This is a genomic window from Klebsiella sp. GFKo11 (genome assembly GCF_056490265.1).
In genome coordinates this window covers 1,543,727-1,568,902 of sequence record NZ_CM151369.1, presented here as the reverse complement: position 1 = coordinate 1,568,902, position 25,176 = coordinate 1,543,727, and the positions used below count along the sequence as shown (strand labels likewise).

General features: G+C 51.3%; 18 protein-coding genes, 1 tRNA gene, 3 rRNA genes and 1 other annotated feature. Of the genes, 11 read left to right on the top strand and 11 right to left on the bottom strand.

Going from position 1 to position 25,176, the window contains the following annotated elements; all coding sequences use genetic code 11:
- The gene (gene srmB / locus AC07P6_RS07650) at positions 1-1,332 is read left to right on the top strand and encodes an ATP-dependent RNA helicase SrmB (protein ID WP_181485286.1); all 1,332 of its coding nucleotides are present in this window, start codon (positions 1-3) and stop codon (positions 1,330-1,332) included.
- A 45-nt stretch (positions 1,333-1,377) separates the two neighbouring features.
- Here srmB and grcA read toward each other — a convergent pair whose 3' ends face one another.
- Positions 1,378-1,761 carry an autonomous glycyl radical cofactor GrcA gene (gene grcA, locus AC07P6_RS07645; protein ID WP_110272046.1) on the bottom strand — a complete coding sequence of 128 codons (384 nt, stop codon included), beginning with the start codon at positions 1,759-1,761 and terminating at the stop codon, positions 1,378-1,380.
- Between the two features lie 311 nt (positions 1,762-2,072).
- On the opposite strand from grcA, the gene ung reads away from it, so the two are divergent.
- Complete coding sequence (ung, locus tag AC07P6_RS07640) at positions 2,073-2,762, top strand: uracil-DNA glycosylase (protein ID WP_182207627.1); 690 nt, start codon at positions 2,073-2,075, stop codon at positions 2,760-2,762.
- 109 nt (positions 2,763-2,871) lie between these two features.
- Here the strand turns inward: ung and AC07P6_RS07635 are convergent, their stop codons facing one another.
- Positions 2,872-3,942 carry a tRNA/rRNA methyltransferase gene (locus tag AC07P6_RS07635; RefSeq protein ID WP_182207628.1) on the bottom strand — a complete coding sequence of 357 codons (1,071 nt, stop codon included), beginning with the start codon at positions 3,940-3,942 and terminating at the stop codon, positions 2,872-2,874.
- A gap of 203 nt (positions 3,943-4,145) precedes the next feature.
- Between AC07P6_RS07635 and trxC the strand changes: the two genes are divergently transcribed.
- The 5 genes from trxC to AC07P6_RS07610 all read left to right on the top strand — a co-directional run bounded on the left by trxC (position 4,146) and on the right by AC07P6_RS07610 (position 9,870).
- Entirely contained in the window at positions 4,146-4,571 is a 426-nt protein-coding gene (trxC, locus tag AC07P6_RS07630) for a thioredoxin TrxC (protein WP_004104599.1), read from the top strand.
- Positions 4,572-4,640: 69 nt separating this feature from the next.
- On the top strand, positions 4,641-5,339 hold the full coding sequence (locus tag AC07P6_RS07625; RefSeq protein ID WP_182207629.1) for a tRNA-uridine aminocarboxypropyltransferase: 699 nt from the start codon (positions 4,641-4,643) through the stop codon (positions 5,337-5,339).
- A 35-nt stretch (positions 5,340-5,374) separates the two neighbouring features.
- Positions 5,375-8,032 (top strand): bifunctional acetate--CoA ligase family protein/GNAT family N-acetyltransferase, encoded by a 2,658-nt coding sequence (locus AC07P6_RS07620; protein ID WP_434662028.1) that lies wholly within the window; start codon positions 5,375-5,377, stop codon positions 8,030-8,032.
- Positions 8,033-8,146: 114 nt separating this feature from the next.
- Entirely contained in the window at positions 8,147-9,502 is a 1,356-nt protein-coding gene (pssA, locus tag AC07P6_RS07615) for a CDP-diacylglycerol--serine O-phosphatidyltransferase (protein WP_304261093.1), read from the top strand.
- A gap of 41 nt (positions 9,503-9,543) precedes the next feature.
- Entirely contained in the window at positions 9,544-9,870 is a 327-nt protein-coding gene (locus tag AC07P6_RS07610; protein ID WP_181485281.1) for a YfiM family lipoprotein, read from the top strand.
- A gap of 1 nt (position 9,871) precedes the next feature.
- On the opposite strand, the gene AC07P6_RS07605 is transcribed toward AC07P6_RS07610, so the two are convergent.
- From AC07P6_RS07605 to rluD, 8 genes are all read right to left on the bottom strand, one after another.
- Positions 9,872-11,170 (bottom strand): MFS transporter, encoded by a 1,299-nt coding sequence (locus tag AC07P6_RS07605; RefSeq protein ID WP_182240469.1) that lies wholly within the window; start codon positions 11,168-11,170, stop codon positions 9,872-9,874.
- Positions 11,171-11,488: 318 nt separating this feature from the next.
- Positions 11,489-11,604 (bottom strand): 5S ribosomal RNA (gene rrf, locus AC07P6_RS07600).
- Between the two features lie 65 nt (positions 11,605-11,669).
- Positions 11,670-14,577: ribosomal RNA gene (locus tag AC07P6_RS07595) — 23S ribosomal RNA — on the bottom strand.
- A gap of 218 nt (positions 14,578-14,795) precedes the next feature.
- Positions 14,796-14,871, bottom strand: a tRNA-Glu gene (locus AC07P6_RS07590).
- A gap of 85 nt (positions 14,872-14,956) precedes the next feature.
- A 16S ribosomal RNA gene (locus tag AC07P6_RS07585) occupies positions 14,957-16,496 on the bottom strand.
- The 16S, 23S and 5S rRNA genes sit together here with 1 tRNA gene alongside, the layout of an rRNA operon.
- A 443-nt stretch (positions 16,497-16,939) precedes the next feature.
- Positions 16,940-19,513, bottom strand: coding sequence for an ATP-dependent chaperone ClpB (clpB, locus tag AC07P6_RS07580; protein ID WP_182207755.1), 2,574 nt, complete (start codon positions 19,511-19,513; stop codon positions 16,940-16,942).
- Positions 19,514-19,641: 128 nt separating this feature from the next.
- Positions 19,642-20,373 carry a purine nucleoside phosphorylase YfiH gene (yfiH, locus tag AC07P6_RS07575; RefSeq protein WP_304252880.1) on the bottom strand — a complete coding sequence of 244 codons (732 nt, stop codon included), beginning with the start codon at positions 20,371-20,373 and terminating at the stop codon, positions 19,642-19,644.
- Positions 20,370-21,350, bottom strand: a complete 981-nt coding sequence (rluD, locus tag AC07P6_RS07570; RefSeq protein ID WP_110277470.1) for a 23S rRNA pseudouridine(1911/1915/1917) synthase RluD — start codon at positions 21,348-21,350, stop codon at positions 20,370-20,372. The genes yfiH and rluD overlap by 4 nt, the downstream gene beginning before the upstream one ends.
- A gap of 131 nt (positions 21,351-21,481) precedes the next feature.
- Between rluD and bamD the strand changes: the two genes are divergently transcribed.
- From bamD to pheA, 4 genes are all read left to right on the top strand, one after another.
- A complete protein-coding gene (gene bamD, locus AC07P6_RS07565; RefSeq protein WP_112217082.1) occupies positions 21,482-22,219 on the top strand; it encodes an outer membrane protein assembly factor BamD in 738 nt (245 codons plus the stop codon).
- A 273-nt stretch (positions 22,220-22,492) separates the two neighbouring features.
- Positions 22,493-22,828 (top strand): ribosome-associated translation inhibitor RaiA, encoded by a 336-nt coding sequence (gene raiA, locus AC07P6_RS07560; protein WP_110277468.1) that lies wholly within the window; start codon positions 22,493-22,495, stop codon positions 22,826-22,828.
- Between the two features lie 106 nt (positions 22,829-22,934).
- Positions 22,935-23,059: a sequence feature (Phe leader region), on the top strand.
- Positions 22,936-22,983 (top strand): pheA operon leader peptide PheL, encoded by a 48-nt coding sequence (gene pheL, locus AC07P6_RS07555; RefSeq protein ID WP_101706155.1) that lies wholly within the window; start codon positions 22,936-22,938, stop codon positions 22,981-22,983. It overlaps the preceding feature by 48 nt.
- A gap of 30 nt (positions 23,060-23,089) precedes the next feature.
- Positions 23,090-24,250, top strand: a complete 1,161-nt coding sequence (pheA, locus tag AC07P6_RS07550) for a bifunctional chorismate mutase/prephenate dehydratase (RefSeq protein WP_478315964.1) — start codon at positions 23,090-23,092, stop codon at positions 24,248-24,250.
- On the opposite strand, the gene AC07P6_RS07545 is transcribed toward pheA, so the two are convergent.
- A complete protein-coding gene (locus AC07P6_RS07545) occupies positions 24,247-25,119 on the bottom strand; it encodes an SMP-30/gluconolactonase/LRE family protein (RefSeq protein ID WP_478315963.1) in 873 nt (290 codons plus the stop codon). The genes pheA and AC07P6_RS07545 overlap by 4 nt on opposite strands.
- Positions 25,120-25,176 lie beyond the last annotated feature (57 nt).

Genomic DNA, 25,176 nt, shown 5'->3' with positions numbered 1-25,176 from the left:
ATGACTGTAACGACTTTTTCCGAACTTGAACTCGACGAAAACCTACTGGAAGCGCTCCAGGATAAAGGTTTCACACGCCCGACAGCCATTCAGGCCGCCGCTATTCCGCCTGCGCTTGATGGCCGTGACATTCTCGGTTCAGCCCCGACCGGCACCGGTAAAACAGCGGCGTATTTGCTGCCAGCGTTGCAGCACCTGCTCGATTTTCCACGCAAGAAGTCCGGTCCACCGCGCATTCTCATCTTGACGCCGACTCGCGAGCTGGCGATGCAGGTTGCTGACCATGCGCGTGAACTGGCAAAACATACTCATCTGGATATCGCCACTATCACCGGCGGCGTAGCGTATATGAACCACGCGGAAGTGTTCAGTGAAAACCAGGATATCGTGGTTGCGACCACCGGACGCCTGCTGCAATACATTAAAGAAGAAAACTTCGACTGCCGCGCCGTTGAAACTCTGATTCTTGATGAAGCAGATCGCATGGTCGACATGGGCTTCGCCCAGGATATTGAACACATAGCTGGTGAAACTCGCTGGCGTAAGCAGACCATGCTGTTTTCCGCGACTCTTGAAGGCGACGCGATTAAGGACTTTGCTGAACGTCTGCTGGAAGATCCGGTTGAAGTCTCAGCCACCCCTTCCACTCGCGAGCGTAAGAAAATTCATCAGTGGTACTACCGTGCTGATGACATCAAACACAAAACCGCGCTGCTCGTAAATTTACTGAAGCAACCAGATGCCACACGTTCTATCGTCTTTGTGCGTAAACGCGAGCGTGTTCATGAACTGGCGGGTTGGCTGCGTGAAGCGGGTATCAATACCTGCTGGCTTGAAGGTGAGATGGTTCAGGCGAAGCGCAACGAAGCAATTAAACGAATGACAGACGGTCGTATGAATGTGCTGATTGCGACTGACGTCGCTGCACGTGGTATCGATATTCCGGATGTGAGTCACGTCATCAACTTCGACATGCCGCGTACCGCCGACACCTATCTACACCGCATCGGTCGAACGGGTCGCGCAGGGAAAAAAGGCGTCGCCATTTCTCTGGTTGAGGCTCATGACCACCTGCTGTTGGGCAAAATTGGCCGTTATATTGAAGAGCCGTTAAAAGCCCGAGTCATCGATGAGTTGCGCCCAACGACTCGCGCACCGAGCGAGAAGCAGACTGGTAAGCCGTCTAAGAAAGTATTAGCGAAGCGTGCAGAGAAAAAAGAGAAAGATAAAGAGAAGCCGCGCGTGAAGAAACGTCACCGTGATACCAAGAACATTGGTAAGCGTCGCAAGGCAAGCGGGAGCGATACGCCACAGCAGCCAAACGAAAAGTAAAAAAAACGCCGGGATATCCCGGCGTTTTCACATCAAAACTTAATCTTACAGGCTTTCGGTAAAAGTACGGGCGATAACATCGCGCTGCTGTTCCGGAGTCAGAGAGTTAAAACGTACCGCGTAACCAGATACGCGAATAGTCAGCTGCGGATATTTTTCCGGATGTTCAACCGCATCCATCAACGTTTCGCGACGCAGTACGTTTACGTTCAGGTGCTGACCACCTTCAACGCGAACTTCCGGTTTCACGTCTACCGGAATTTCACGGTATTCGATCTCGCCCAGTTTGCTTACCGCAACCACGTCATCTTCAGCATAACCGGCTTTGGCGCACAGGCAGCGTGCTTCGCCTTTTTCGCTATCCAGCAGCCAGAAAGAGTTCAGCAGGTCGTCGTTTGCAGCTTTAGTAATTTGGATACCAGTAATCATTTGATGCCTCCCAGGCAGTGTTTATTCGATTATTGGCCTTCGCGGCCAATTGGTAAAACCATTGTTGTATGAGTGTATATATAACAGCCGGGCACCCGGCATTCATTGATTTAAATCAACAAAAACCACTCAGTGAAAGTGGGTATGAGTGGATATTATTGTTTTACATCAAGTTACGCCATATCCAACACTAAATAAATTTGTAAAATTTCAATTTTTTTTGCATGAAGAACGTCAATCGCGTGGCGCAAATTTTGTGTTGTAGAAAGATGCAGTTAAGCTATGGCGATGACACTTTGCAGGAGAGCAAAATGACCACCCCATTAACCTGGCACGATGTACTGGCAGAAGAGAAGCAGCAACCCTGGTTTGTTAACACCCTGAAAACCGTTGCTGAAGAACGCCAATCTGGCATCACCATCTACCCACCGCAAAAAGATGTCTTTAATGCGTTTCGTTACACCGAATTAAGCGATGTCAAAGTGGTGATCCTGGGCCAGGATCCCTACCACGGACCCGGGCAGGCTCACGGCCTTGCCTTCTCTGTTCTACCAGGAATTGCGACACCACCATCACTGCTTAATATGTACAAGGAACTGGAAGGGACGATACCTGGATTTCAGCGCCCGACTCACGGTTATCTCGAAAGCTGGGCGCGTCAGGGCGTGCTGCTGCTCAATACCGTATTAACGGTACGTGCGGGGCAAGCACACTCTCACGCCAGCCTCGGATGGGAAACCTTTACCGATAAAGTGATTTCATTGATCAACCAGCATCGGGAAGGTGTGGTGTTCCTGCTGTGGGGGTCTCATGCGCAAAAGAAAGGGGCGATTATCGATCGTCAGCGCCATTGTGTACTGAAAGCGCCGCATCCATCACCGCTTTCCGCCCATCGCGGGTTCTTTGGCAGCAACCATTTTGTCCAGGCCAATCAGTGGCTGGCCGAACGCGGTGAAGCACCGATTGACTGGGTACCGGTGCTACCGACTGAAAGCGAGTAAATGACCGTCCGTATGAATCTACGGACTAGTCATCACTCTGAATCAGGACAAAAAAATGCCAGCATTAGCATTACAGCTATGCTGGCATTTTTTACTTTGAATTAAGGTATCAAGCCTTATTCTGACGCCACCACTCTGCCAGCAATACGCCGGTAGCAACGGAAACGTTCAGGCTCTCCACATTACCTGTCCCTTCGATAGCCACATTCAGATCGGCACTGGAGATCGCCGCATCGGACAGACCATCACTCTCTTGCCCTAACACCAGCACCATTTTCTTCGGCAGCTCGGCTTTAAACAGTGGAGTACCATTATGGCTGGAAGTAGAAACAATAGCGTAACCCGCGCTACGGAATCTCTCGAGCGTATCAATGAAGCTGTCGCCAGTGATCGGCTCAACGTGCTCTGCGCCACCTTCTGCTGTACGGATTGCGGCACCTGACTCCAGTACTCCGGCATCCTGCACAACAACGCCTTTAACGCCGAAATGCGCGCAGCTACGCATGATCGCGCCGAGGTTATGGGGATTACCCACATCTTCCAGCGCCAGAACACAATCTTCAGCATCCGCTTTAGCAACCCACTGTTCAACCGATGTGCCATGACGCTTTTTAATCAGGAAGCAAACGCCGCCATGATGGTCAGTACCTGAAGCTTTAGCCAGTTCAGCTTCATCAACAACGTGATAGGCTTTGCGATTTGCCGCCATCCAGCGAAGAGCTTCTTTAAAGCGAGGCGTTACGCTCTGGATAAACCAGGCACGCACGATGGCATCCGGACGGCTCTGGAATAAGGCCTGGCAGGCATTTTCACCATAAACGCGGGTCTCTTCCGCACGCTGACGACGCAGCACTTCCGGATCGATAAAGCTTTTACCGCTGATCCCACCGTGATCGGCTTTTACCGGAGTTTCTTCTCCAGGCGCACGAGACACGGTACGCCACGGTGAGGAACCTTCACCACCGAAATCATCACGTTTGCGATCGTCACGTTTACGGTCACCACCGCGGCTACTTCTTTCATCGCGCGCAGGGCGGTTGCGGCCGTCAACGCGTGATTTTCCTGGACGACCTCCCCCTTTCCCGGTACGCGGGTTTTGGGTGCGTTTCTCAGAATCATCATCACTGCGGACATACATCACTTTGACCTTGCCGCTTTTATTTTTCAGTTCGTCGCTCATCAATTTTCTCCACCTGCGCTGCGCGAAGCGCGCAGATTACCCGATGTGTCACCACTTAGCCATTATTTCATTTAAAAGCCTGGGTCTATCGTATTCATCGAACAAAACACATTGTCCTTTAATAGCTACTCATCGATAATATGTAACATTACAGAAACAAATCGGCCACGTGCCGCGCTGCAACCCATAACCAGAGGTTAGTTATGAATACCGTTTGTGCCAGTTGTCAGGCTCTGAACCGCATCCCCGACGATCGTAGCGCCGATGGCGCGAAATGCGGACGCTGCGGTCACGATCTTTTTGACGGCGACGTAATCAACGCGACCGGGGCAACGCTGGATAAACTACTGAAGGACGATCTCCCCGTCGTTGTCGATTTCTGGGCGCCATGGTGCGGCCCCTGCCGGAACTTCGCGCCGATCTTTGAAGATGTGGCTGAAGAACGCAGTGGCGAAATGCGTTTCGTGAAAGTGAATACCGAAATGGAACGGGAACTCAGCGCCCGCTTTCGCATTCGTAGCATCCCGACCATTATGATGTTTAAAAATGGCGAAGTCATCGACATGCTGAACGGTGCAGTCCCTAAAGCGCCTTTCGATAGCTGGCTAAACGAAGCCGGCCAGCAGTAAACCTGACGGGGCACCGCTTGTGCCCCGTTTTCACCTCTGCGACAATGGCGTTTTTTCTTAGCGATCTCCATGACTGATAACGCCGTCCTTCGCCTTCGCGCCGAACGCCTCGCTCGCGCCACCCGGCCTTTCCTTGCTCGCGGCAACCGTATTCACCGCTGCCAGCGTTGCCTGCTGCCGTTGAAACAGTGCCTTTGCGAGACCCTCAACCCGGTTGCCGCTTCCAGTCGTTTTTGTCTGGTAATGTTCGATACCGAGCCGATGAAGCCCAGCAATACCGGACGCCTTATTGCCGATACCCTCCCGGATACCGAAGCGTTCCAGTGGTCCCGTACTGAACCACCACAGGCATTGCTCGATTTAGTTGCCGACCCTCATTATCAGCCAATGGTGGTTTTTCCTGCGTCTTATGCCGGCACCGAACGTCAGGTACTTGATGCACCGCCTGTGGGCAAACCGCCGCTATTTATTATGCTCGATGGAACCTGGCCCGAAGCGCGAAAAATGTTCCGTAAAAGCCCCTGGCTTGATGCACTGCCGGTTATTTCCGTCGACCTGTCCCGCATCTCTGCTTACCACCTGCGGGAAGCCCATGCGCAAGGGCAATACTGCACTGCCGAAGTGGCGATTGCGTTGCTGGATCTCGCGGGAGATAAACCCGCGGCTGCGGCGCTTGGCGATCACTTTAGCTTGTTCAAAGCACGCTATCTGGCAGGAAAAACGCAGCATAAGGGCAGCATCACAGCACACCCGACAGAAAACGTTTAAAATCATTCGGTCACTGGAGATTTAAGGAGACCGGTATGAGCCAACGAGGCCTGGAAGCATTACTGCGGCCAAAATCGATCGCCGTTATTGGCGCATCAATGAAACCGCAGCGCGCCGGTTATCTGATGATGCGCAACCTGCTGGCTGGCGGGTTTAATGGCCCCGTTCTTCCTGTGACGCCAGCGTGGAAAGCGGTTCAGGGCGTGCTGGCCTGGCCGACTATCGACAGTCTGCCCTTTACGCCCGATCTTGCTGTGCTGTGCACTAATGCCCGGAGAAACCTTGAGTTGCTGGAAGCTTTGGGACAAAAAGGGTGTAAAACCTGCATCATTCTATCTTCAATACCCGACCAATACCCTGCGCTGCTTAAGTGTGCCGCCCGCTATCAAATGCGCCTGCTCGGGCCAAACAGTCTCGGCCTGCTTGCGCCATGGCAGGGGCTTAATGCCAGCTTTTCTCCGGTTCCAATTCATCGCGGTAAACTGGCGTTTATTTCCCAGTCAGCAGCGGTCTCTAACACTATCCTCGACTGGGCGCAGCAGCGAGAGATGGGTTTTTCTTACTTTATAGCACTGGGTGACAGCCTGGATATCGACGTCGATGATTTACTCGACTTCCTTGCTCGCGATAGCAAGACTAGCGCCATTCTGCTCTATCTTGAGCATATTAGTGATGCCCGCCGTTTTGTTTCAGCGGCGCGTAGCGCCTCGCGTAATAAACCTATCCTGGTGATTAAAAGCGGGCGTAGTCCGGCGGCGCAGAAACTGCTGCACGTTAATTCAGGAATGGATCCTGCGTGGGATGCTGCCATTCAGCGTGCGGGTTTATTGCGGGTACAGGACACTCATGAGCTGTTCTCCGCTGTCGAAACCCTCAGCCATATGCGTCCACTGCGCGGCGAGAAACTGATGATTATCAGCAACGGAGCAGCTCCTGCTGCGTTGGCGCTGGATGAGCTCTGGCTGCGAAATGGCAAACTTGCTGCTCTCAGCGAAGAGACCAGCGACAAACTGCGCCAGGCATTACCTGCTGGCATCGGTATCGCCAACCCGCTGGACCTCCGCGATGACGCCAGTAGCGAGCATTACCTCAAAGCCTTGAACGTACTGTTGGATAGTCATGACTACGACGCTCTGTTGGTGATTCATGCCCCAAGCGCCGCCGCACCGGGAACGGAAAGCGCACTGGCGCTAATTGATGCCCTGAAACGCCACCCACGCGGTAAGTACGTTACCGTTCTCACCAACTGGTGTGGTGAATTCTCTTCTCAAGAAGCACGGCGTCTGTTTAGCGATGCGGGTCTACCGACTTATCGGACTCCCGAGGGCACTATTACCGCCTTTATGCACATGGTGGAATACAGACGTAACCAAAAACAGCTCCGTGAAACACCGGTCCTCTCAGACTCGTTAACCACCAACACAGCTGAAGCCCGAGACTTGCTGCAGCGCGCAATCAATGAAGGCGCTACATCGCTGGATACCCATGAAGTAAGCCCCGTTCTGCGCGCTTATGGCATCCATACTCTGCCGACATGGATTGCTGCAGATAGTGCCGAAGCAGTACATATCGCCGAGCAGATTGGTTATCCGGTGGCGCTGAAGCTACGCTCGCCGGATATCCCCCATAAGTCAGAAGTTCAGGGGGTTATGCTTTATCTACGTACTGCCATCGAAGTACAGCAGGCGGCGGATGCCATTATCGATCGCGTGAAAATGACCTGGCCGCAGGCGCGTATTCACGGACTGCTGGTACAAAGTATGGCCAACCGCGCCGGGGCACAGGAGCTTCGAGTGGTAGTAGAGCACGATCCGGTCTTCGGGCCACTGATCATGCTGGGTGAAGGCGGCGTCGAGTGGCGTGCAGAAGATCAGGCTGCCGTCGCGCTACCGCCGTTGAATATGAACCTGGCGCGCTATCTGGTCATTCAGGCAATCAAGAGTAAAAAAATGCGCGGTCGCAGCGCGCTACGACCATTAGACATTCCTGGCCTGAGTCAATTGCTGGTACAGGTATCTAATTTAATTGTCGACTGCCCGGAGATTCAGCGCCTGGACATCCATCCTTTACTCGCTTCCGGTCACGAGTTTACTGCGCTTGATGTCACGTTAAGTCTTGCCCCTTTTACCGGCGATAGCGAAAGTCGCCTGGCTGTGCGTCCCTATCCGCAACAGCAGGAAGAGTGGGTGGTAATGAAAAATGGCGAACGTTGCCTGTTTCGCCCCATTCTTCCAGAAGATGAGCCGCAGTTGCTGGCCTTTATCGGGCAGGTTACGAAGGAAGATCTTTACTATCGTTACTTCAGCGAAATCAATGAATTTACGCATGACGATTTAGCCAATATGACGCAGATCGACTACGATCGAGAAATGGCTTTTGTTGCCGTGCGTGCAACGGCAGAGGGAAATGAGATCCTCGGGGTAACTCGCGCGATCTCCGACCCGGATAATATCGATGCCGAGTTTGCCGTGCTGGTACGCTCTGACCTGAAAGGTCTGGGTTTAGGCCGTAGGCTACTAGAAAAATTAATTGTTTATACGCAAAGCCACGGTCTGCAACGACTTAACGGCATCACAATGCCTAACAATAAAGGCATGATCGGCCTCGCCAGAAAGCTGGGATTCACGGTTGATATCCAGTTGGAAGATGGAATTGTCAGTTTGTCTCTACAACTTGCACCAGCGCAATCATAAACGGGTGAGCGCAATTGTTGACTACTTTAACGGGTAGTAATGGTATTATTGCCCGCTTACGTCGTCTGCATGGTACAGAAGACCCTTCAATAAACAGAGAAGAAACGCACTGTGATGTTGTCAAAATTTAAACGTAATAAACATCAACAACACCTTGCCCAACTCCCTAAGCTTTCTCAGTCAGTTGATGATATCGAGTTCTTTTACGCTCCCGCAGATTTTCGGCAAGCGTTACTGGCAAAGATAGCTCAAGCCACTCAGCGTATTTGCATTATTGCGCTCTATCTGGAACAGGATGATGGCGGCAAAGGAATTTTGCAGGCACTGTATGACGCTAAACGTCAGCGTCCAGAATTAGATGTTCGGGTACTGGTCGACTGGCATCGAGCCCAGCGTGGTCGTATAGGTGCCGCTGCCTCAAACACCAATGCCGATTGGTATTGCCGTATGGCGCAGGAAAATCCCGGCGTCGATATTCCGGTTTATGGCGTTCCGGTAAATACCCGGGAGGCACTCGGCGTTCTCCATTTCAAAGGTTTTATCGTTGATGATTGCGTTCTCTACAGCGGCGCGAGTCTGAATGATGTTTACCTGCATCAACACGATAAGTATCGCTATGACCGCTACCAGTGCATTCGCAACGGTAAAATGGCCGATGTTATGTTCGATTGGGTTGAGAATAACCTGGTGCAAGGTCGTGGGGTTAATCGCCTGGACAAAGCCGATCGACCGAAAAGTCCGGAAATCAAAAATGATATCCGTCAGTATCGCCAGGAACTTCGCGATAGCAGCTACCATTTTCTCGGCGACGCCGATGAAGATCAGTTATCAGTAACACCACTGGTTGGCTTAGGCAAATCAAGCCTGCTGAATAAAACTATCTTCCATTTGATGCCCTGTGCAGAGCACAAGTTGACCATCTGCACACCTTATTTCAACCTACCCGCTCTACTAGTGCGTAATATCATTCAGCTACTACGTAGCGGAAAGAAAGTTGAAATTATTGTCGGCGATAAAACGGCCAACGATTTCTATATCCCAGAAGATCAGCCGTTTAAAATCATCGGCGCACTTCCCTATCTCTATGAAATTAATCTGCGTCGCTTCCTGAGTCGGCTGCAGTATTATGTCAACACTGACCAACTGATTGTCCGTTTATGGAAAGATGACGATAACAGCTACCACCTGAAAGGCATGTGGGTTGATGACGAATGGATGTTGCTGACGGGAAATAACCTGAACCCTCGCGCATGGCGACTTGATCTGGAAAATGCCATTCTTATCCACGATCCGAAACATCAACTTGGCGCAATGCGTGAAAAAGAGCTTAATCTCATTCGCAAGCATACGACAATCGTCCAACACTATCGTGATTTGCAAAGCATTGCTGATTACCCGGTAAAAGTTCGCAAGCTAATTCGACGCTTGAGACGTATCCGAATCGACCGTCTTATTAGCCGTATCCTTTGAATTTCCGCCCCACTATATGTGGGGCTTTTTGTGGATTTTATATGCGCATTATCGTGATTATCGCTCTGCTATTATTGCTAACCGGTTGTAGTCATATGGCTAATGACTCCTGGAAAGGCCAGGATAAAGCACAGCATTTCCTCGCCTCAGCAATGCTCTCTGCAGCAGGTAATGAATATGCCCAGCACCAGGGCTATAGCCGCGATCGTAGTGCCGCTATCGGTTTTATGTTTTCCGTGAGTTTAGGTGCATCTAAAGAGTTGTGGGACAGCCGTCCCGCAGGAAGCGGCTGGAGTTGGAAAGATTTCGCCTGGGATGTGGCTGGTGCGACTACGGGCTTCGCCGTATGGCAGTTAGCACACCAATAGCCTATAAACGCAGGCCCTTACCTTTACGGTGTAATGCCAGAGAAACCAAGAGAGCAATAACCCCCATCACAGTGACATACCAGTAAAAAGCGTGCTCGATCCCGGCCGACTTTAGTGACAGGGCGACATATTCCGCCGAGCCGCCAAACAGCGCGTTGGCAACTGCATAAGATAACCCTACCCCTAACGCGCGCACCTGAGCCGGAAACATTTCTGCCTTCAGAATCCCGCTGATTGAGGTATAGAAACTAATGATGAGCAGTGCACATATTACCAGGGCAAATGCCGCATACGGCGAACTCACATTTTGCAGTGCATTCAAAATAGGTACAGTGAAGATTGTTACCAGCACACCAAAACAAAGCATCGAACTACGGCGGCCAATTTTATCTGAAAGTGCACCAAAAAGGGGCTGAACCAGCATATATACGAATAACGCAGCGGTCATAATCATACTGGCAGTGTTGGCCGTCATGCCCGCCGTATTCACTAGATACTTCTGCATATAGGTTGTAAAGGTATAAAAACTCAGCGAGCCGGCAGCGGTGAAACCCAGCACCATCATAAAAGCCTTGCGGTTACGCCATAACCCTTTAAACGATCCCGCCTCTTTTAACGCACGATTTTCCTGCTTTGAGGTTTCATCCAGTTGACGACGAAGCCACAGGGCCACGATGGCCAGCACCGCACCGAGGGCAAAAGGTATACGCCATCCCCAGGCATGAAGGTCCTCATCACTCAGTATCTGCTGCAAAGCAACAACGACAAGTACTGCCAGTAGTTGGCCACCAATCAGAGTGACATATTGAAATGAGGCATAGAAGCCTTTCTTTCCCTCAATAGCGACCTCACTCATATAAGTTGCACTAGTGCCATATTCCCCCCCAACAGAAAGCCCCTGGAATAAACGAGCCAGCAACAGCAACGCCGGTGCCCATGTGCCTATCGTTGCATAGCCAGGCAAACAGGCGATCACCAGTGAACCAAAACACATCATACAAACTGAAATAAGCATGGAGGTTTTACGTCCACGGCGATCGGCAATGCGGCCAAACAACCATCCTCCTATCGGACGCATCAGAAAACCGGCAGCAAACACACCTGCCGTTTGTAACAATTGAGTTGTTGTGTTTCCAGAGGGGAAGAAGATGTGCGCAAAATAAAGTGAGCAGAATGAGTAGACATAAAAATCAAACCATTCGACCAGGTTCCCTGAAGATGCACCTACTATTGCCCATATACGACGCCGTGTATCCCCTTGTTCAAGTGAACCACGTGCATTAATGCTACCTTCTGTCATTATAATTCTGCTCCAGCAAAGACGGCAATCTGCCTTGTCGAGCGTGTCACAGCACTCCGGCAAATCAATTAGTGAATAAAATGTTATATAATTGTTATTATTTTATATGTGATTATAGTCACACTTTTCCGGTGAAGTATTTTTTCAAAATTAACGCCAGAACGTAGGCAAGGAAAAAGTGAAATATGGCGGCGAGTAAAGCTGAGCAGGTTTTAATGTTGCAAAAGAGGAATGTAAATACTGCCGTTGAGATCGATTTCTTATACAGCAAAAACGCAAAAAGCCCATCCGTCAGGATGGGCTCTTCACTTAATTGATGCCTGGCAGTTCCCTACTCTCACATGGGGAGACCCCACACTACCATCGGCGCTACGGCGTTTCACTTCTGAGTTCGGCATGGGGTCAGGTGGGACCACCGCGCTGTCGCCGCCAGGCAAATTCTGTTTATCTGTATCAAGCTGAAATTCTCTCAATTCCGCCAAAACATCTTCGGCGTTGTAAGGTTAAGCCTCACGGTTCATTAGTACCGGTTAGCTCAACGTATCGCTACGCTTACACACCCGGCCTATCAACGTCGTCGTCTTCAACGTTCCTTCAGGACTCTCAAGGAGTCAGGGAGAACTCATCTCGGGGCAAGTTTCGTGCTTAGATGCTTTCAGCACTTATCTCTTCCGCATTTAGCTACCGGGCAATGCCATTGGCATGACAACCCGAACACCAGTGATGCGTCCACTCCGGTCCTCTCGTACTAGGAGCAGCCCCCCTCAATTCTCCAGCGCCCACGGCAGATAGGGACCGAACTGTCTCACGACGTTCTAAACCCAGCTCGCGTACCACTTTAAATGGCGAACAGCCATACCCTTGGGACCTACTTCAGCCCCAGGATGTGATGAGCCGACATCGAGGTGCCAAACACCGCCGTCGATATGAACTCTTGGGCGGTATCAGCCTGTTATCCCCGGAGTACCTTTTATCCGTTGAGCGATGGCCCTTCCATTCAGAACCACCGGATCACTATGACCTGCTTTCGCACCTGCTCGCGCCGTCACGCTCGCAGTCAAGCTAGCTTATGCCATTGCACTAACCTCCTGATGTCCGACCAGGATTAGCTAACCTTCGTGCTCCTCCGTTACTCTTTAGGAGGAGACCGCCCCAGTCAAACTACCCACCAGACACTGTCCGCAACCCGGATTACGGGTCCACGTTAGAACACCAGCCATTAAAGGGTGGTATTTCAAGGATGGCTCCATGCAGACTGGCGTCCACACTTCAAAGCCTCCCACCTATCCTACACATCAAGGACCAGTGTTCAGTGTCAAGCTATAGTAAAGGTTCACGGGGTCTTTCCGTCTTGCCGCGGGTACACTGCATCTTCACAGCGAGTTCAATTTCACTGAGTCTCGGGTGGAGACAGCCTGGCCATCATTACGCCATTCGTGCAGGTCGGAACTTACCCGACAAGGAATTTCGCTACCTTAGGACCGTTATAGTTACGGCCGCCGTTTACCGGGGCTTCGATCAAGAGCTTCTCCTTACGGATAACCCCATCAATTAACCTTCCGGCACCGGGCAGGCGTCACACCGTATACGTCCACTTTCGTGTTTGCACAGTGCTGTGTTTTTAATAAACAGTTGCAGCCAGCTGGTATCTTCGACTGATTTCAGCTCCGTGAGCAAGTCACTTCACCTACCATCAGCGTGCCTTCTCCCGAAGTTACGGCACCATTTTGCCTAGTTCCTTCACCCGAGTTCTCTCAAGCGCCTTGGTATTCTCTACCTGACCACCTGTGTCGGTTTGGGGTACGATTTGATGTTACCTGATGCTTAGAGGCTTTTCCTGGAAGCAGGGCATTTGTTACTTCAGCACCGTAGTGCCTCGTCATCACACCTCAGCGTTGAATGACGTTCCGGATTTACCTGGAACATCCGCCTACATGCTTAAACCGGGACAACCGTCGCCCGGCTAACATAGCCTTCTCCGTCCCCCCTTCGCAGTAACACCGAGTACAGGAATATTAACCTGTTTCCCATCGACTACGCCTTTCGGCCTCGCCTTAGGGGTCGACTCACCCTGCCCCGATTAACGTTGGACAGGAACCCTTGGTCTTCCGGCGAGCGGGCTTTTCACCCGCTTTATCGTTACTTATGTCAGCATTCGCACTTCTGATACCTCCAGCAACCCTCACAGGCCACCTTCAACGGCTTACAGAACGCTCCCCTACCCAACAACGCATAAGCGTCGCTGCCGCAGCTTCGGTGCATGGTTTAGCCCCGTTACATCTTCCGCGCAGGCCGACTCGACCAGTGAGCTATTACGCTTTCTTTAAATGATGGCTGCTTCTAAGCCAACATCCTGGCTGTCTGTGCCTTCCCACATCGTTTCCCACTTAACCATGACTTTGGGACCTTAGCTGGCGGTCTGGGTTGTTTCCCTCTTCACGACGGACGTTAGCACCCGCCGTGTGTCTCCCGTGATAACATTCTTCGGTATTCGTAGTTTGCATCGGGTTGGTAAGTCGGGATGACCCCCTAGCCGAAACAGTGCTCTACCCCCGAAGATGAGTTCACGAGGCGCTACCTAAATAGCTTTCGGGGAGAACCAGCTATCTCCCGGTTTGATTGGCCTTTCACCCCCAGCCACAAGTCATCCGCTAATTTTTCAACATTAGTCGGTTCGGTCCTCCAGTTAGTGTTACCCAACCTTCAACCTGCCCATGGCTAGATCACCGGGTTTCGGGTCTATACCCTGCAACTTAACGCCCAGTTAAGACTCGGTTTCCCTGCGGCTCCCCTATACGGTTAACCTTGCTACAGAATATAAGTCGCTGACCCATTATACAAAAGGTACGCAGTCACCCAACAAGTGGGCTCCTACTGCTTGTACGTACACGGTTTCAGGTTCTGTTTCACTCCCCTCGCCGGGGTTCTTTTCGCCTTTCCCTCACGGTACTGGTTCACTATCGGTCAGTCAGGAGTATTTAGCCTTGGAGGATGGTCCCCCCATATTCAGACAGGATACCACGTGTCCCGCCCTACTCTTCGAGTTCACAGCCTGTGTGTTTTTGTGTACGGGAGTATCACCCTGTACCCTGCGACTTTCCAGACGCTTCCACTAACACACAAACTGATTCAGACTCTGGGCTCCTCCCCGTTCGCTCGCCGCTACTGGGGGAATCTCGGTTGATTTCTTTTCCTCGGGGTACTTAGATGTTTCAGTTCCCCCGGTTCGCTTCGTTAAGCTATGTATTCACTTAACGATAGTGTGACGGATCACACTGGGTTTCCCCATTCGGAAATCGTCGGTTATAACGGCTCATATCACCTTACCGACGCTTATCGCAGATTAGCACGTCCTTCATCGCCTCTGACTGCCAGGGCATCCACCGTGTACGCTTAGTCGCTTAACCTCACAACCCGAAGATGTTTCGTAAAACACTTCATGATTGCGAAAATTTGAGAGACTCGAACACACCGTCATGCTGTTCTTATTACGGAGAACAGACGCAGCGTGTCGTTTCAATTTTCAGCTTGATCCAGATTTTTAAAGAGCAAATATCTCAAACGTAACTCACTGAGTTAGTTTTGAGATATAGAGGTTGGCGACTTTCACTCACAAACCAGCAAGTGGCGTCCCCTAGGGGATTCGAACCCCTGTTACCGCCGTGAAAGGGCGGTGTCCTGGGCCTCTAGACGAAGGGGACACTGAAGTCTCAATCGCAAGACGCCTTGCTATTTACTATTCATCAGACAATCTGTGTGAGCACTACAAAGGCAGGTTCTTTAAGGTAAGGAGGTGATCCAACCGCAGGTTCCCCTACGGTTACCTTGTTACGACTTCACCCCAGTCATGAATCACAAAGTGGTAAGCGCCCTCCCGAAGGTTAAGCTACCTACTTCTTTTGCAACCCACTCCCATGGTGTGACGGGCGGTGTGTACAAGGCCCGGGAACGTATTCACCGTGGCATTCTGATCCACGATTACTAGCGATTCCGACTTCACGGAGTCGAGTTGCAGACTCCGATCCGGACTACGACATACTTTATGAGGTCCGCTTGCTCTCGCGAGGTCGCTTCTCTTTGTATATGCCATTGTAGCACGTGTGTAGCCCTACTCGTAAGGGCCATGATGACTTGACGTCATCCCCACCTTCCTCCAGTTTATCACTGGCAGTCTCCTTTGAGTTCCCGGCCGAACCGCTGGCAACAAAGGATAAGGGTTGCGCTCGTTGCGGGACTTAACCCAACATTTCACAACACGAGCTGACGACAGCCATGCAGCACCTGTCTCAGAGTTCCCGAAGGCACCAAAGCATCTCTGCTAAGTTCTCTGGATGTCAAGAGTAGGTAAGGTTCTTCGCGTTGCATCGAATTAAACCACATGCTCCACCGCTTGTGCGGGCCCCCGTCAATTCATTTGAGTTTTAACCTTGCGGCCGTACTCCCCAGGCGGTCGACTTAACGCGTTAGCTCCGGAAGCCACTCCTCAAGGGAACAACCTCCAAGTCGACATCGTTTACAGCGTGGACTACCAGGGTATCTAATCCTGTTTGCTCCCCACGCTTTCGCACCTGAGCGTCAGTCTTTGTCCAGGGGGCCGCCTTCGCCACCGGTATTCCTCCAGATCTCTACGCATTTCACCGCTACACCTGGAATTCTACCCCCCTCTACAAGACTCTAGCCTGCCAGTTTCGAATGCAGTTCCCAGGTTGAGCCCGGGGATTTCACATCCGACTTGACAGACCGCCTGCGTGCGCTTTACGCCCAGTAATTCCGATTAACGCTTGCACCCTCCGTATTACCGCGGCTGCTGGCACGGAGTTAGCCGGTGCTTCTTCTGCGAGTAACGTCAATCACTGCGGTTATTAACCACAATGCCTTCCTCCTCGCTGAAAGTACTTTACAACCCGAAGGCCTTCTTCATACACGCGGCATGGCTGCATCAGGCTTGCGCCCATTGTGCAATATTCCCCACTGCTGCCTCCCGTAGGAGTCTGGACCGTGTCTCAGTTCCAGTGTGGCTGGTCATCCTCTCAGACCAGCTAGGGATCGTCGCCTTGGTGAGCCGTTACCTCACCAACAAGCTAATCCCATCTGGGCACATCTGATGGCATGAGGCCCGAAGGTCCCCCACTTTGGTCTTGCGACGTTATGCGGTATTAGCTACCGTTTCCAGTAGTTATCCCCCTCCATCAGGCAGTTTCCCAGACATTACTCACCCGTCCGCCACTCGTCACCCGAGAGCAAGCTCTCTGTGCTACCGTTCGACTTGCATGTGTTAGGCCTGCCGCCAGCGTTCAATCTGAGCCATGATCAAACTCTTCAATTTAAGTTTGATGCTCGTGAATTAAACTTCGTAATGAATTACGTATGTTCACTCAGAGACTTGGTATTCATTTTTCGTCTTGCGACGTTAAGAATCCATGTCACTTTGAGTGCCCACACAGATTGTCTGATAAATTGTTAAAGAGCAGTGCAACGCGGCTTTCGCTCACCGTTGCGAGGTGGCGTATATTACGCTTTCCTCTTTCAGAGTCAACCTCTTATTTTCAGGTTTTTCTCTTCAACCGACCCTGCTGTTTGTGTGAAGTGATTCACATCTGCCGTGTCAGTGGGAGCGCATTATAGGGAGTAATTCCGAAGTGACAAGGGGAATTTCAAAAAAAAGATCCACCCGATTACTTTTCGAGCAAAAATCTTGTCCGGCTTAAATTATCGCCTGGTTTTTAAACAAAAACGAGCCCGATGGGCTCGTTTTTGTTGTTTTGTGATTTACTGCACTGCCACAATCCGATCGTCTTTCACGATTAATTGCACTTCTTTCCCTGGAATCAGCTCCCCAGAAAGAATCTGCTGTGCCAGCGGGTTTTCGATCTGTTGCTGGATAGCCCGTTTCAGTGGACGTGCACCATAAACAGGATCGTAACCATTTTCGCTCAGTAACTTCAGCGCATCATCAGATATGCGGACTTCATAACCACGCTCCTCCAGACGTTTGTACAACCGCTGCAGTTGAATCTGCGCAATTGAAGCAATGTGTTTTTCACCCAGCGGGTGGAATACAACGACTTCATCAATACGGTTGATAAATTCCGGGCGGAAACTTTGGCTAACAACTCCCAGAACAATGTCTTTCATATGGCCATAATCCAACGCCCCGAAACGTTCCTGAATAAGATCCGAACCGAGGTTAGAAGTCATAATGACGACCGTATTACGGAAGTCGACCGTTCTCCCCTGCCCGTCAGTCAAACGCCCATCGTCCAGAACCTGCAACAGAATGTTAAAGACATCTGGATGCGCTTTTTCCACTTCATCCAACAGGATGACGGAATAAGGACGACGGCGAACCGCTTCAGTCAGATAGCCACCTTCTTCATAACCGACATATCCCGGAGGCGCCCCCACCAAACGCGAAACGGAATGTTTCTCCATAAACTCGGACATATCGATACGAACCATCGCATCGTCGCTATCAAACATGAAGTTAGCCAGAGCTTTACAAAGTTCCGTTTTACCAACACCGGTTGGCCCAAGAAACAGGAATGAGCCAATCGGTCGGTTCGGATCGGACAGGCCAGCACGGCTACGACGAATCGCATTCGATACCGCTTCAACCGCCTCATTCTGACCAATCACGCGATGGTGCAGGTCCTGTTCCATACGCAACAGCTTTTCGCGCTCACCTTCCAGCATTCTGGCGACAGGGATGCCGGTCCAGCGAGCCAGCACTTCCGCAATTTCTGCATCCGTTACTTTATTACGCAACAGGCGCATGGTCTTGCCTTCAGACTGAGTTGCAGCCGCCAGCTGTTTTTCCAGCTCAGGAATTTTGCCATATTGCAGTTCAGACATCCGCGCCAGATCACCGACGCGACGCGCCTGTTCAATGGCTATTTTTGCCTGCTCCAGCTCGGCCTTAATCGTCTGGGTTCCAGAGAGTGACGCTTTTTCAGCCTTCCACTCTTCTTCTAATACTGAATATTGACGCTCTTTATCCGCCAGCTCTTCATTCAGCATATCCAGCCGCTTGATACTGGCTTCATCCGACTCTTTCTTTAACGCCTGCTGCTCCAGCTTGAGCTGGATAATACGGCGGTCGAGGCGATCGAGCTCTTCCGGCTTCGAGTCAATCTGCATACGGATGCTGGATGCGGCTTCATCAATCAGGTCGATGGCTTTATCCGGCAACTGCCGATCAGCGATGTAGCGATGCGATAAAGTAGCCGCTGCAACAATCGCCGGATCGGTTATCTGAACGTGGTGGTGCAGTTCATAACGTTCTTTAAGGCCTCGCAAAATTGCGATGGTATCTTCTACCGTCGGTTCAGCAACGAACACCTTCTGGAAACGACGTTCCAGCGCCGCATCTTTTTCGATGTACTGACGATATTCGTCCAGCGTCGTGGCGCCTACGCAGTGCAGTTCACCACGAGCCAGTGCCGGTTTCAGCATGTTCCCGGCATCCATGGCGCCATCAGCCTTACCAGCCCCCACCATAGTGTGCAGCTCGTCAATAAACAGGATAACGTTACCTTCCTGTTTCGCTAGATCGCTAAGCACACCTTTTAGACGCTCTTCAAACTCGCCACGATATTTAGCCCCAGCCACCAGCGAGCCCATGTCCAGTGACAGTACCCGACGGCCTTTCAGGCCTTCCGGAACCTCACCATTCACAATTCGCTGCGCCAGTCCTTCAACAATGGCCGTTTTACCGACGCCAGGCTCACCAATGAGCACAGGGTTGTTTTTGGTACGACGCTGCAGTACCTGAATAGTACGGCGGATCTCTTCATCACGGCCGATCACCGGGTCAAGCTTGCCCTGCTCGGCTCGCTCGGTCAGATCGACGGTAAATTTTTTCAATGCCTGACGTTGGTCTTCGGCACCCTGATCGTTCACGCTTTCACCTCCACGCATTTGTTCAATCGCCTGACTCACGTTGGCGGTTGTTGCTCCGGCGGATTTCAAAAGGTCGGTCAGCGTACCGCGTGATTCAAGCGCCGCCAGAACGAACAGTTCCGACGAAATAAAGTTGTCCTTTCTCTTTTGCGCCAGCTTGTCGCAAAGGTTCAGAATACGCACCAAATCCTGAGATGGTTGAACATCACCACCGGTACCTTCCACCTGGGGTAAACGGCTCAGTGCTTGTTCAATATTGGTGCGTAACTCTCCGGCGTTGATGCCGGCTGAAGTTAATAAAGGACGTACCGATCCCCCTTCCTGATTCAGCAAGGCGCTCATTAAATGAAGAGGTTCGATGAATTGGTTGTCGTGCCCAAGTGCAAGCGACTGGGCATCGGCAAGAGCAAGCTGGAATTTATTGGTAAGACGATCCAGACGCATAACTCCTCCCATAACAGGTCAAATTTGCTACTGGAGATTAAATGAGGTCATCCCTCAATTATTCAAGGTTAAAGACCTGAACTATGCAAAAAATAAGTCTGCCTTCTGGATCGTCTTAGTCCGGCAGGTTATATCAGCCAGATGAAACTTGCCATACGCCCTGTCGTCTTGTCGCGACGATAAGAGAAAAAATCATCCTTTTCACTTAGAGTACAGCGGTCGCCACCGAAAACCAGCCCCACGCCGGCATTCGCCAGGCGCTGACGAGCCAGTTGATAGATGTTAGCAAGATATTTCTCGCCCGTAGGACGAAATGCGCTCTCCGCTTGGGCATCCTTTTGCATAAAGGCTTCACGTACTTCCGCACCAACCTCAAATGCTTCCGGCCCAATAGCCGGGCCAAGCCAGGCCATGATATTTTCTGGTTGATCGGCAAAACAGGAGACCGTTTCTTCCAGTACGCCTTCGCATAGCCCACGCCAGCCGGCATGAGCTGCCGCGATCTCAGTGCCTGCGCGGTTACAAAAAAGCACCGGCAGGCAGTCAGCTGTCATTACCGCACATACCGTACCCGGCACATTGCAGTACGAAGCATCCGCGCGTTTTGATTCATACGGCCCGCCGTCAAGTTTCAGTACCGCCGTGCCGTGAACTTGCTCCAGCCACACCGGATATGACGGCAGGCCGCCTGCGGCAAACATCCGCCGACGATTCTCTTCTACGTGCTGTAGATTGTCGCCACAATGAGCACCAAGGTTGAGTGAATCATAAGGAAACTGACTCACCCCACCAATACGAGTTGAACTACAGGCAGCCACGCCTTCTGGTGCAGCCCATTGCGGAACAATCAATTTAGTCATAACCAGTCGATATCGTCCTTGTGGTCTTCAAAATCAGCACGCATGGCATCAATCAAATCAACCATATCTTGTGGAATCGGCGCATGCCATTCCATCTCAATCCCGCTAACCGGATGGTATAAACGCAGCATAGTGGCATGCAGAGCCTGGCGATCGAACTTACGCAGCGCTGAAATGAACTCTTCCGAAGCCCCTTTCGGCGGACGCGGGCGACCACCGTAAACCTGATCGCCCACCAACGGATGGGTGATATGCGCCATATGCACACGAATCTGGTGCGTACGGCCGGTTTCCAGGCGCAAACGCAGACGAGTATGAATGCGGAAATGCTCCATTATGCGATAATGCGTCACCGCCGGTTTCCCCATTGGGTGCACCGCCATATGCGTACGTTTGGTAGGATGGCGACTGATCGGTTCTTCAACCATTCCCCCAGCCGTCATGTGACCAATCGCTACCGCTTCATACTCACGAGTGATTTCACGCAGTTGCAGAGATTCCACTAGTCGGGTTTGAGCCGGGATAGTTTTCGCCACCACCATCAAACCGGTGGTGTCTTTATCCAGACGGTGCACGATACCCGCACGCGGTACATTGGCGATGAGCGGATAGTGATGCAGCAGCGCATTCAGCACAGTACCGTCAGGATTGCCCGCGCCGGGGTGTACAACTAAACCGCGCGGTTTGTTAATTACGAGGATGTCATCATCTTCATAAACGATATTGAGCGGAATATCCTGCGGTTGAAAACGGACTTCTTCTTCGATTTCAACATCGACAGAAATCGTCTCTCCCCCCAGCACCTTCTCTTTCGGCTTATCGCTGACATTGCCGTTTACCAGCACTCTCTGGTTGAGGATCCATTCTTTTATGCGTGAACGCGAATAATCCGGGAACAATTCGGCCAAAGCCTGATCTAAGCGTTGACCGAGTTGTTTTTCGGTCACCGTTGCGTTGAGTTGTACTCGTTGTGCCATATACAGCTTCTTCGTTTAACGTTGGGTTTTACGGCTTTGCCGTTTAATATAGTGTGCTATTGTAGCTGGTCTTAATCGGGAGCAGGAACAGAGATTCTCCCGCATAAACATTTTGAGGAAGTCAAAACGTCATGACGCGCATGAAATACCTGGTGGCAGCAGCCACACTGAGCCTGGCTTTGGTGGGTTGCTCTGGCTCAAAGGAAGAGGTGCCCGATAACCCGCCGAATGAGATCTACGCAACCGCTCAGCAAAAGCTGCAGGACGGTAACTGGAAACAGGCAATAACGCAACTGGAAGCGTTGGATAACCGTTATCCCTTCGGCCCCTATTCCCAACAGGTACAGTTGGATCTAATTTATGCGTACTACAAAAACGCGGACCTTCCGCTGGCTCAAGCAGCCATCGATCGCTTTGTGCGCCTGAACCCTACGCATCCTAACATTGATTACGTCATTTATATGCGTGGTCTGACAAATATGGCGTTGGACGACAGTGCGCTGCAAGGTTTCTTCGGTGTTGATCGCTCTGATCGCGATCCGCAACACGCGCGCGATGCCTTTAATGACTTCTCCAAACTGGTTCGTGGTTATCCGAACAGCCAGTACTCGACCGATGCCTACAAACGTATGGTGTTCTTGAAGGATCGTCTGGCGAAGTATGAACTGTCGGTTGTTGATTATTACACCGATCGCGGTGCGTGGGTTGCAGTTGTAAACCGCGTAGATGGCATGCTGCGTAACTATCCAGATACCCAGGCCACTCGCGATGCACTGCCGAAGATGGAAAACGCTTACCGCCAAATGCAGATGAGTGCTCAGGCTGACAAAGTCGCGAAAATCATTGCGGCAAACAGCAAAAACACCTGATCGCCTTTAGATAAGCAAAACGGCAGTCAAAATGGCTGCCGTTTTTTTATTCATTGAAGACCCTTAGCTGAAGCGGTTTAGCGCCGGGTTAACTCATCAAATATGGCTCTCTTTCTTCCATTCGACAAGTAAAATCTCATCTGTTCCTGCCCTGCCTCACAAAATGAATTTGTTGACAAAAAGTGACAATAAAATGTGATTTAAATCACGTATTTTGACATTGGGCGAGGTATGCTGAATTTACCAAGACGGGAAAGACAAGAGGTAAAATTTATGACAATGAACATTACCAGTAAACAAATGGAAATTACTCCGGCAATTCGCCAGCACGTCGCAGACCGTCTCGCCAAATTGGAAAAATGGCAAACTCACTTAATTAACCCGCACATCATCCTCTCTAAGGAGCCGCAGGGTTTTGTCGCTGATGCAACTATCAATACGCCAAACGGCCACTTAGTTGCCAGCGCACGGCACGAAGATATGTATGCCGCAATCAACGAATTGATCAACAAGCTGGAACGGCAGCTGAACAAAGTGCAACACAAAGGGGAAGCCCGCCGCGCCGCAACATCGGTGAAAGAGGCAGGCTTTGTGGAAGAAGAAGAGTAATCCTTAACTTAAGCTTGTGTCATGCCACGCGCCTTCGGGCGCGTTTTTTATTGACAGAATGAAAACAGTACAGGTACTGTAATCCCCACTAACTCAAGGAATTCATCGTGAAACTGATCCCGTTCTTCTTCGCATTCTTTTTTACCTTCCCCTGAATGGGAGGCAATTCGTCGTGTGATAAAGAATGCGAAGACGAACTACAAGGCCTCCCAAACGGGAGGCCTTTTTTATTGATAATCAATAACAAGAAAGGCAACACATATGACCGAGGAAAACCCATTACTGGCCCTACGCGATAAGATAAGCGCTCTGGATGAGAAACTGCTTGCGCTGCTGGCGGAGCGCCGCGGCCTGGCCGTTGAGGTCGGAAAAGCCAAGCTGGCATCACATCGTCCGGTACGCGATATCGACCGTGAGCGCGACCTGCTGGAACGCCTGATGGCAATAGGGAAGAACCACCATCTTGATGCTCATTACATTACGCGCCTGTTCCAGTTGATCATTGAAGACTCGGTCCTCACTCAGCAAACGCTATTGCAGCAGCACCTGAATAAAATCAACCCGCACTCCGCGCGCGTGGCGTTTCTCGGGCCTAAAGGCTCATACTCGCACCTTGCTTCTCGTCAGTATGCCGCCCGCCACTTCGAACAGTTTATCGAAAGCGGCTGTGCTAAATTCGCCGATATCTTTGAGCAGGTGGAAACCGGTCAGGCTGACTATGCCGTCGTCCCAATTGAGAATACCAGCTCCGGCGGTATCAATGATGTTTACGACCTATTGCAGCACACCAGCTTGTCTATCGTTGGCGAACTGACTCTGCCTATCGATCACTGCGTGCTGGTGTCGACATCAACCGATGCGCAGCAAATTACAACCGTCTACAGTCACCCGCAGCCATTCCAGCAGTGCAGTCAGTATCTTAGCCGCTATCCGCACTGGAACATTGAATACACTGACAGCACGTCCTCAGCAATGGAAAAAGTGGCGCAGGCTAACTCACCGACTGTTGCCGCATTGGGTAGCGAAGCGGGCGGCGCGCTGCATGGTTTACAGGTTCTGGAACACTGCCTGGCTAACCAGACGCAAAACATCACCCGTTTCCTGATTTTGGCCCGCAAAGCGGTAAACGTTTCCGATCAGGTTCCGGCGAAAACAACCTTGCTGATGGCCACCGGCCAACAAGCTGGTGCCCTGGTGGAGGCGCTACTGGTACTGCGCAACCACAATCTGATCATGACTAAGCTGGAATCGCGCCCAATTCACGGCAATCCGTGGGAAGAGATGTTTTATCTGGATATCCAGGCCAATCTGGAATCACTGTCCATGCGTAAGGCATTGAAAGAGCTGGCCGAGATTACTCGTTCGATGAAAGTGCTGGGCTGCTACCCCAGCGAAAACGTGGTGCCGGTCGATCCAGTTTAACGCTCGATAAATGGCAATTTCTTCATCCCTGCCACCGCTACCGGCAGGGTGAAGATCGCACCGGAGAGCGGATACTTCGCCACTTCATCGGCATCCATATTTTCCCGCGTGGTCGTGATGTAGAGAGTCTTCATATCCGCACCGCCAAAGCAGACCATCGTCGGGCAACGTACTGGTAAACAATATTCTTCCAACTGCTCACCCGCTGGTGAAAAGCGTGCAATACGCCAGCCGTCAAACATCGCACTCCAGTAGCATCCTTCAATATCGACAGCTGCACCATCCGGGATCCCTTCCCCCGATTGAAAGCGACGAAAGACCTCACGCTTACCCGGCTCACCCTGTTCATCCAGCGGCGTACGATAAATAACTGCATTTGGCGTATCCGAAGTATACATCCAGCACTTATCTTCGCTAAATGCCAGACCGTTGGCGCCGTGGATATCGCACTGAATAACCTGCGCAGAGAGATCGTTATCAATACGCATCAAAAGCGCGCCGTTAAAGTCACCCGGCCCCCAGAAGGTCCCCGCGTAAAAGCGACCATCGCGATCGGTTCCACCATCATTAAAACGAGCTAACTGCGGATTACCAGGGTTATCGCACACTTTTCGCTGCAGCAGGCCGTGAGCATCAGTAAGCCAGATGGCGCTACGTAAAGCGACAATGAAACCGCCCTTCTCCCGCAGCGAAAAACAACCCACCTCTTCGGGAAATTGCAGAACCTGATGTTCACCGGTCTGCACATCGTAGCGGTGAATCTCACACTCCATAATATCGGCCCAGTACAATGCCTGTTCGGCCTCGCTCCAGGTCGGACATTCCGGCAAATGTCCTGCGTAATCAAACAGCAGTTGTGGTTCAGCCATCGTTCTCATCCCTATAAAAAAAGCCAGTGGATAACCCCTCTGGCTTTTATTGTATAC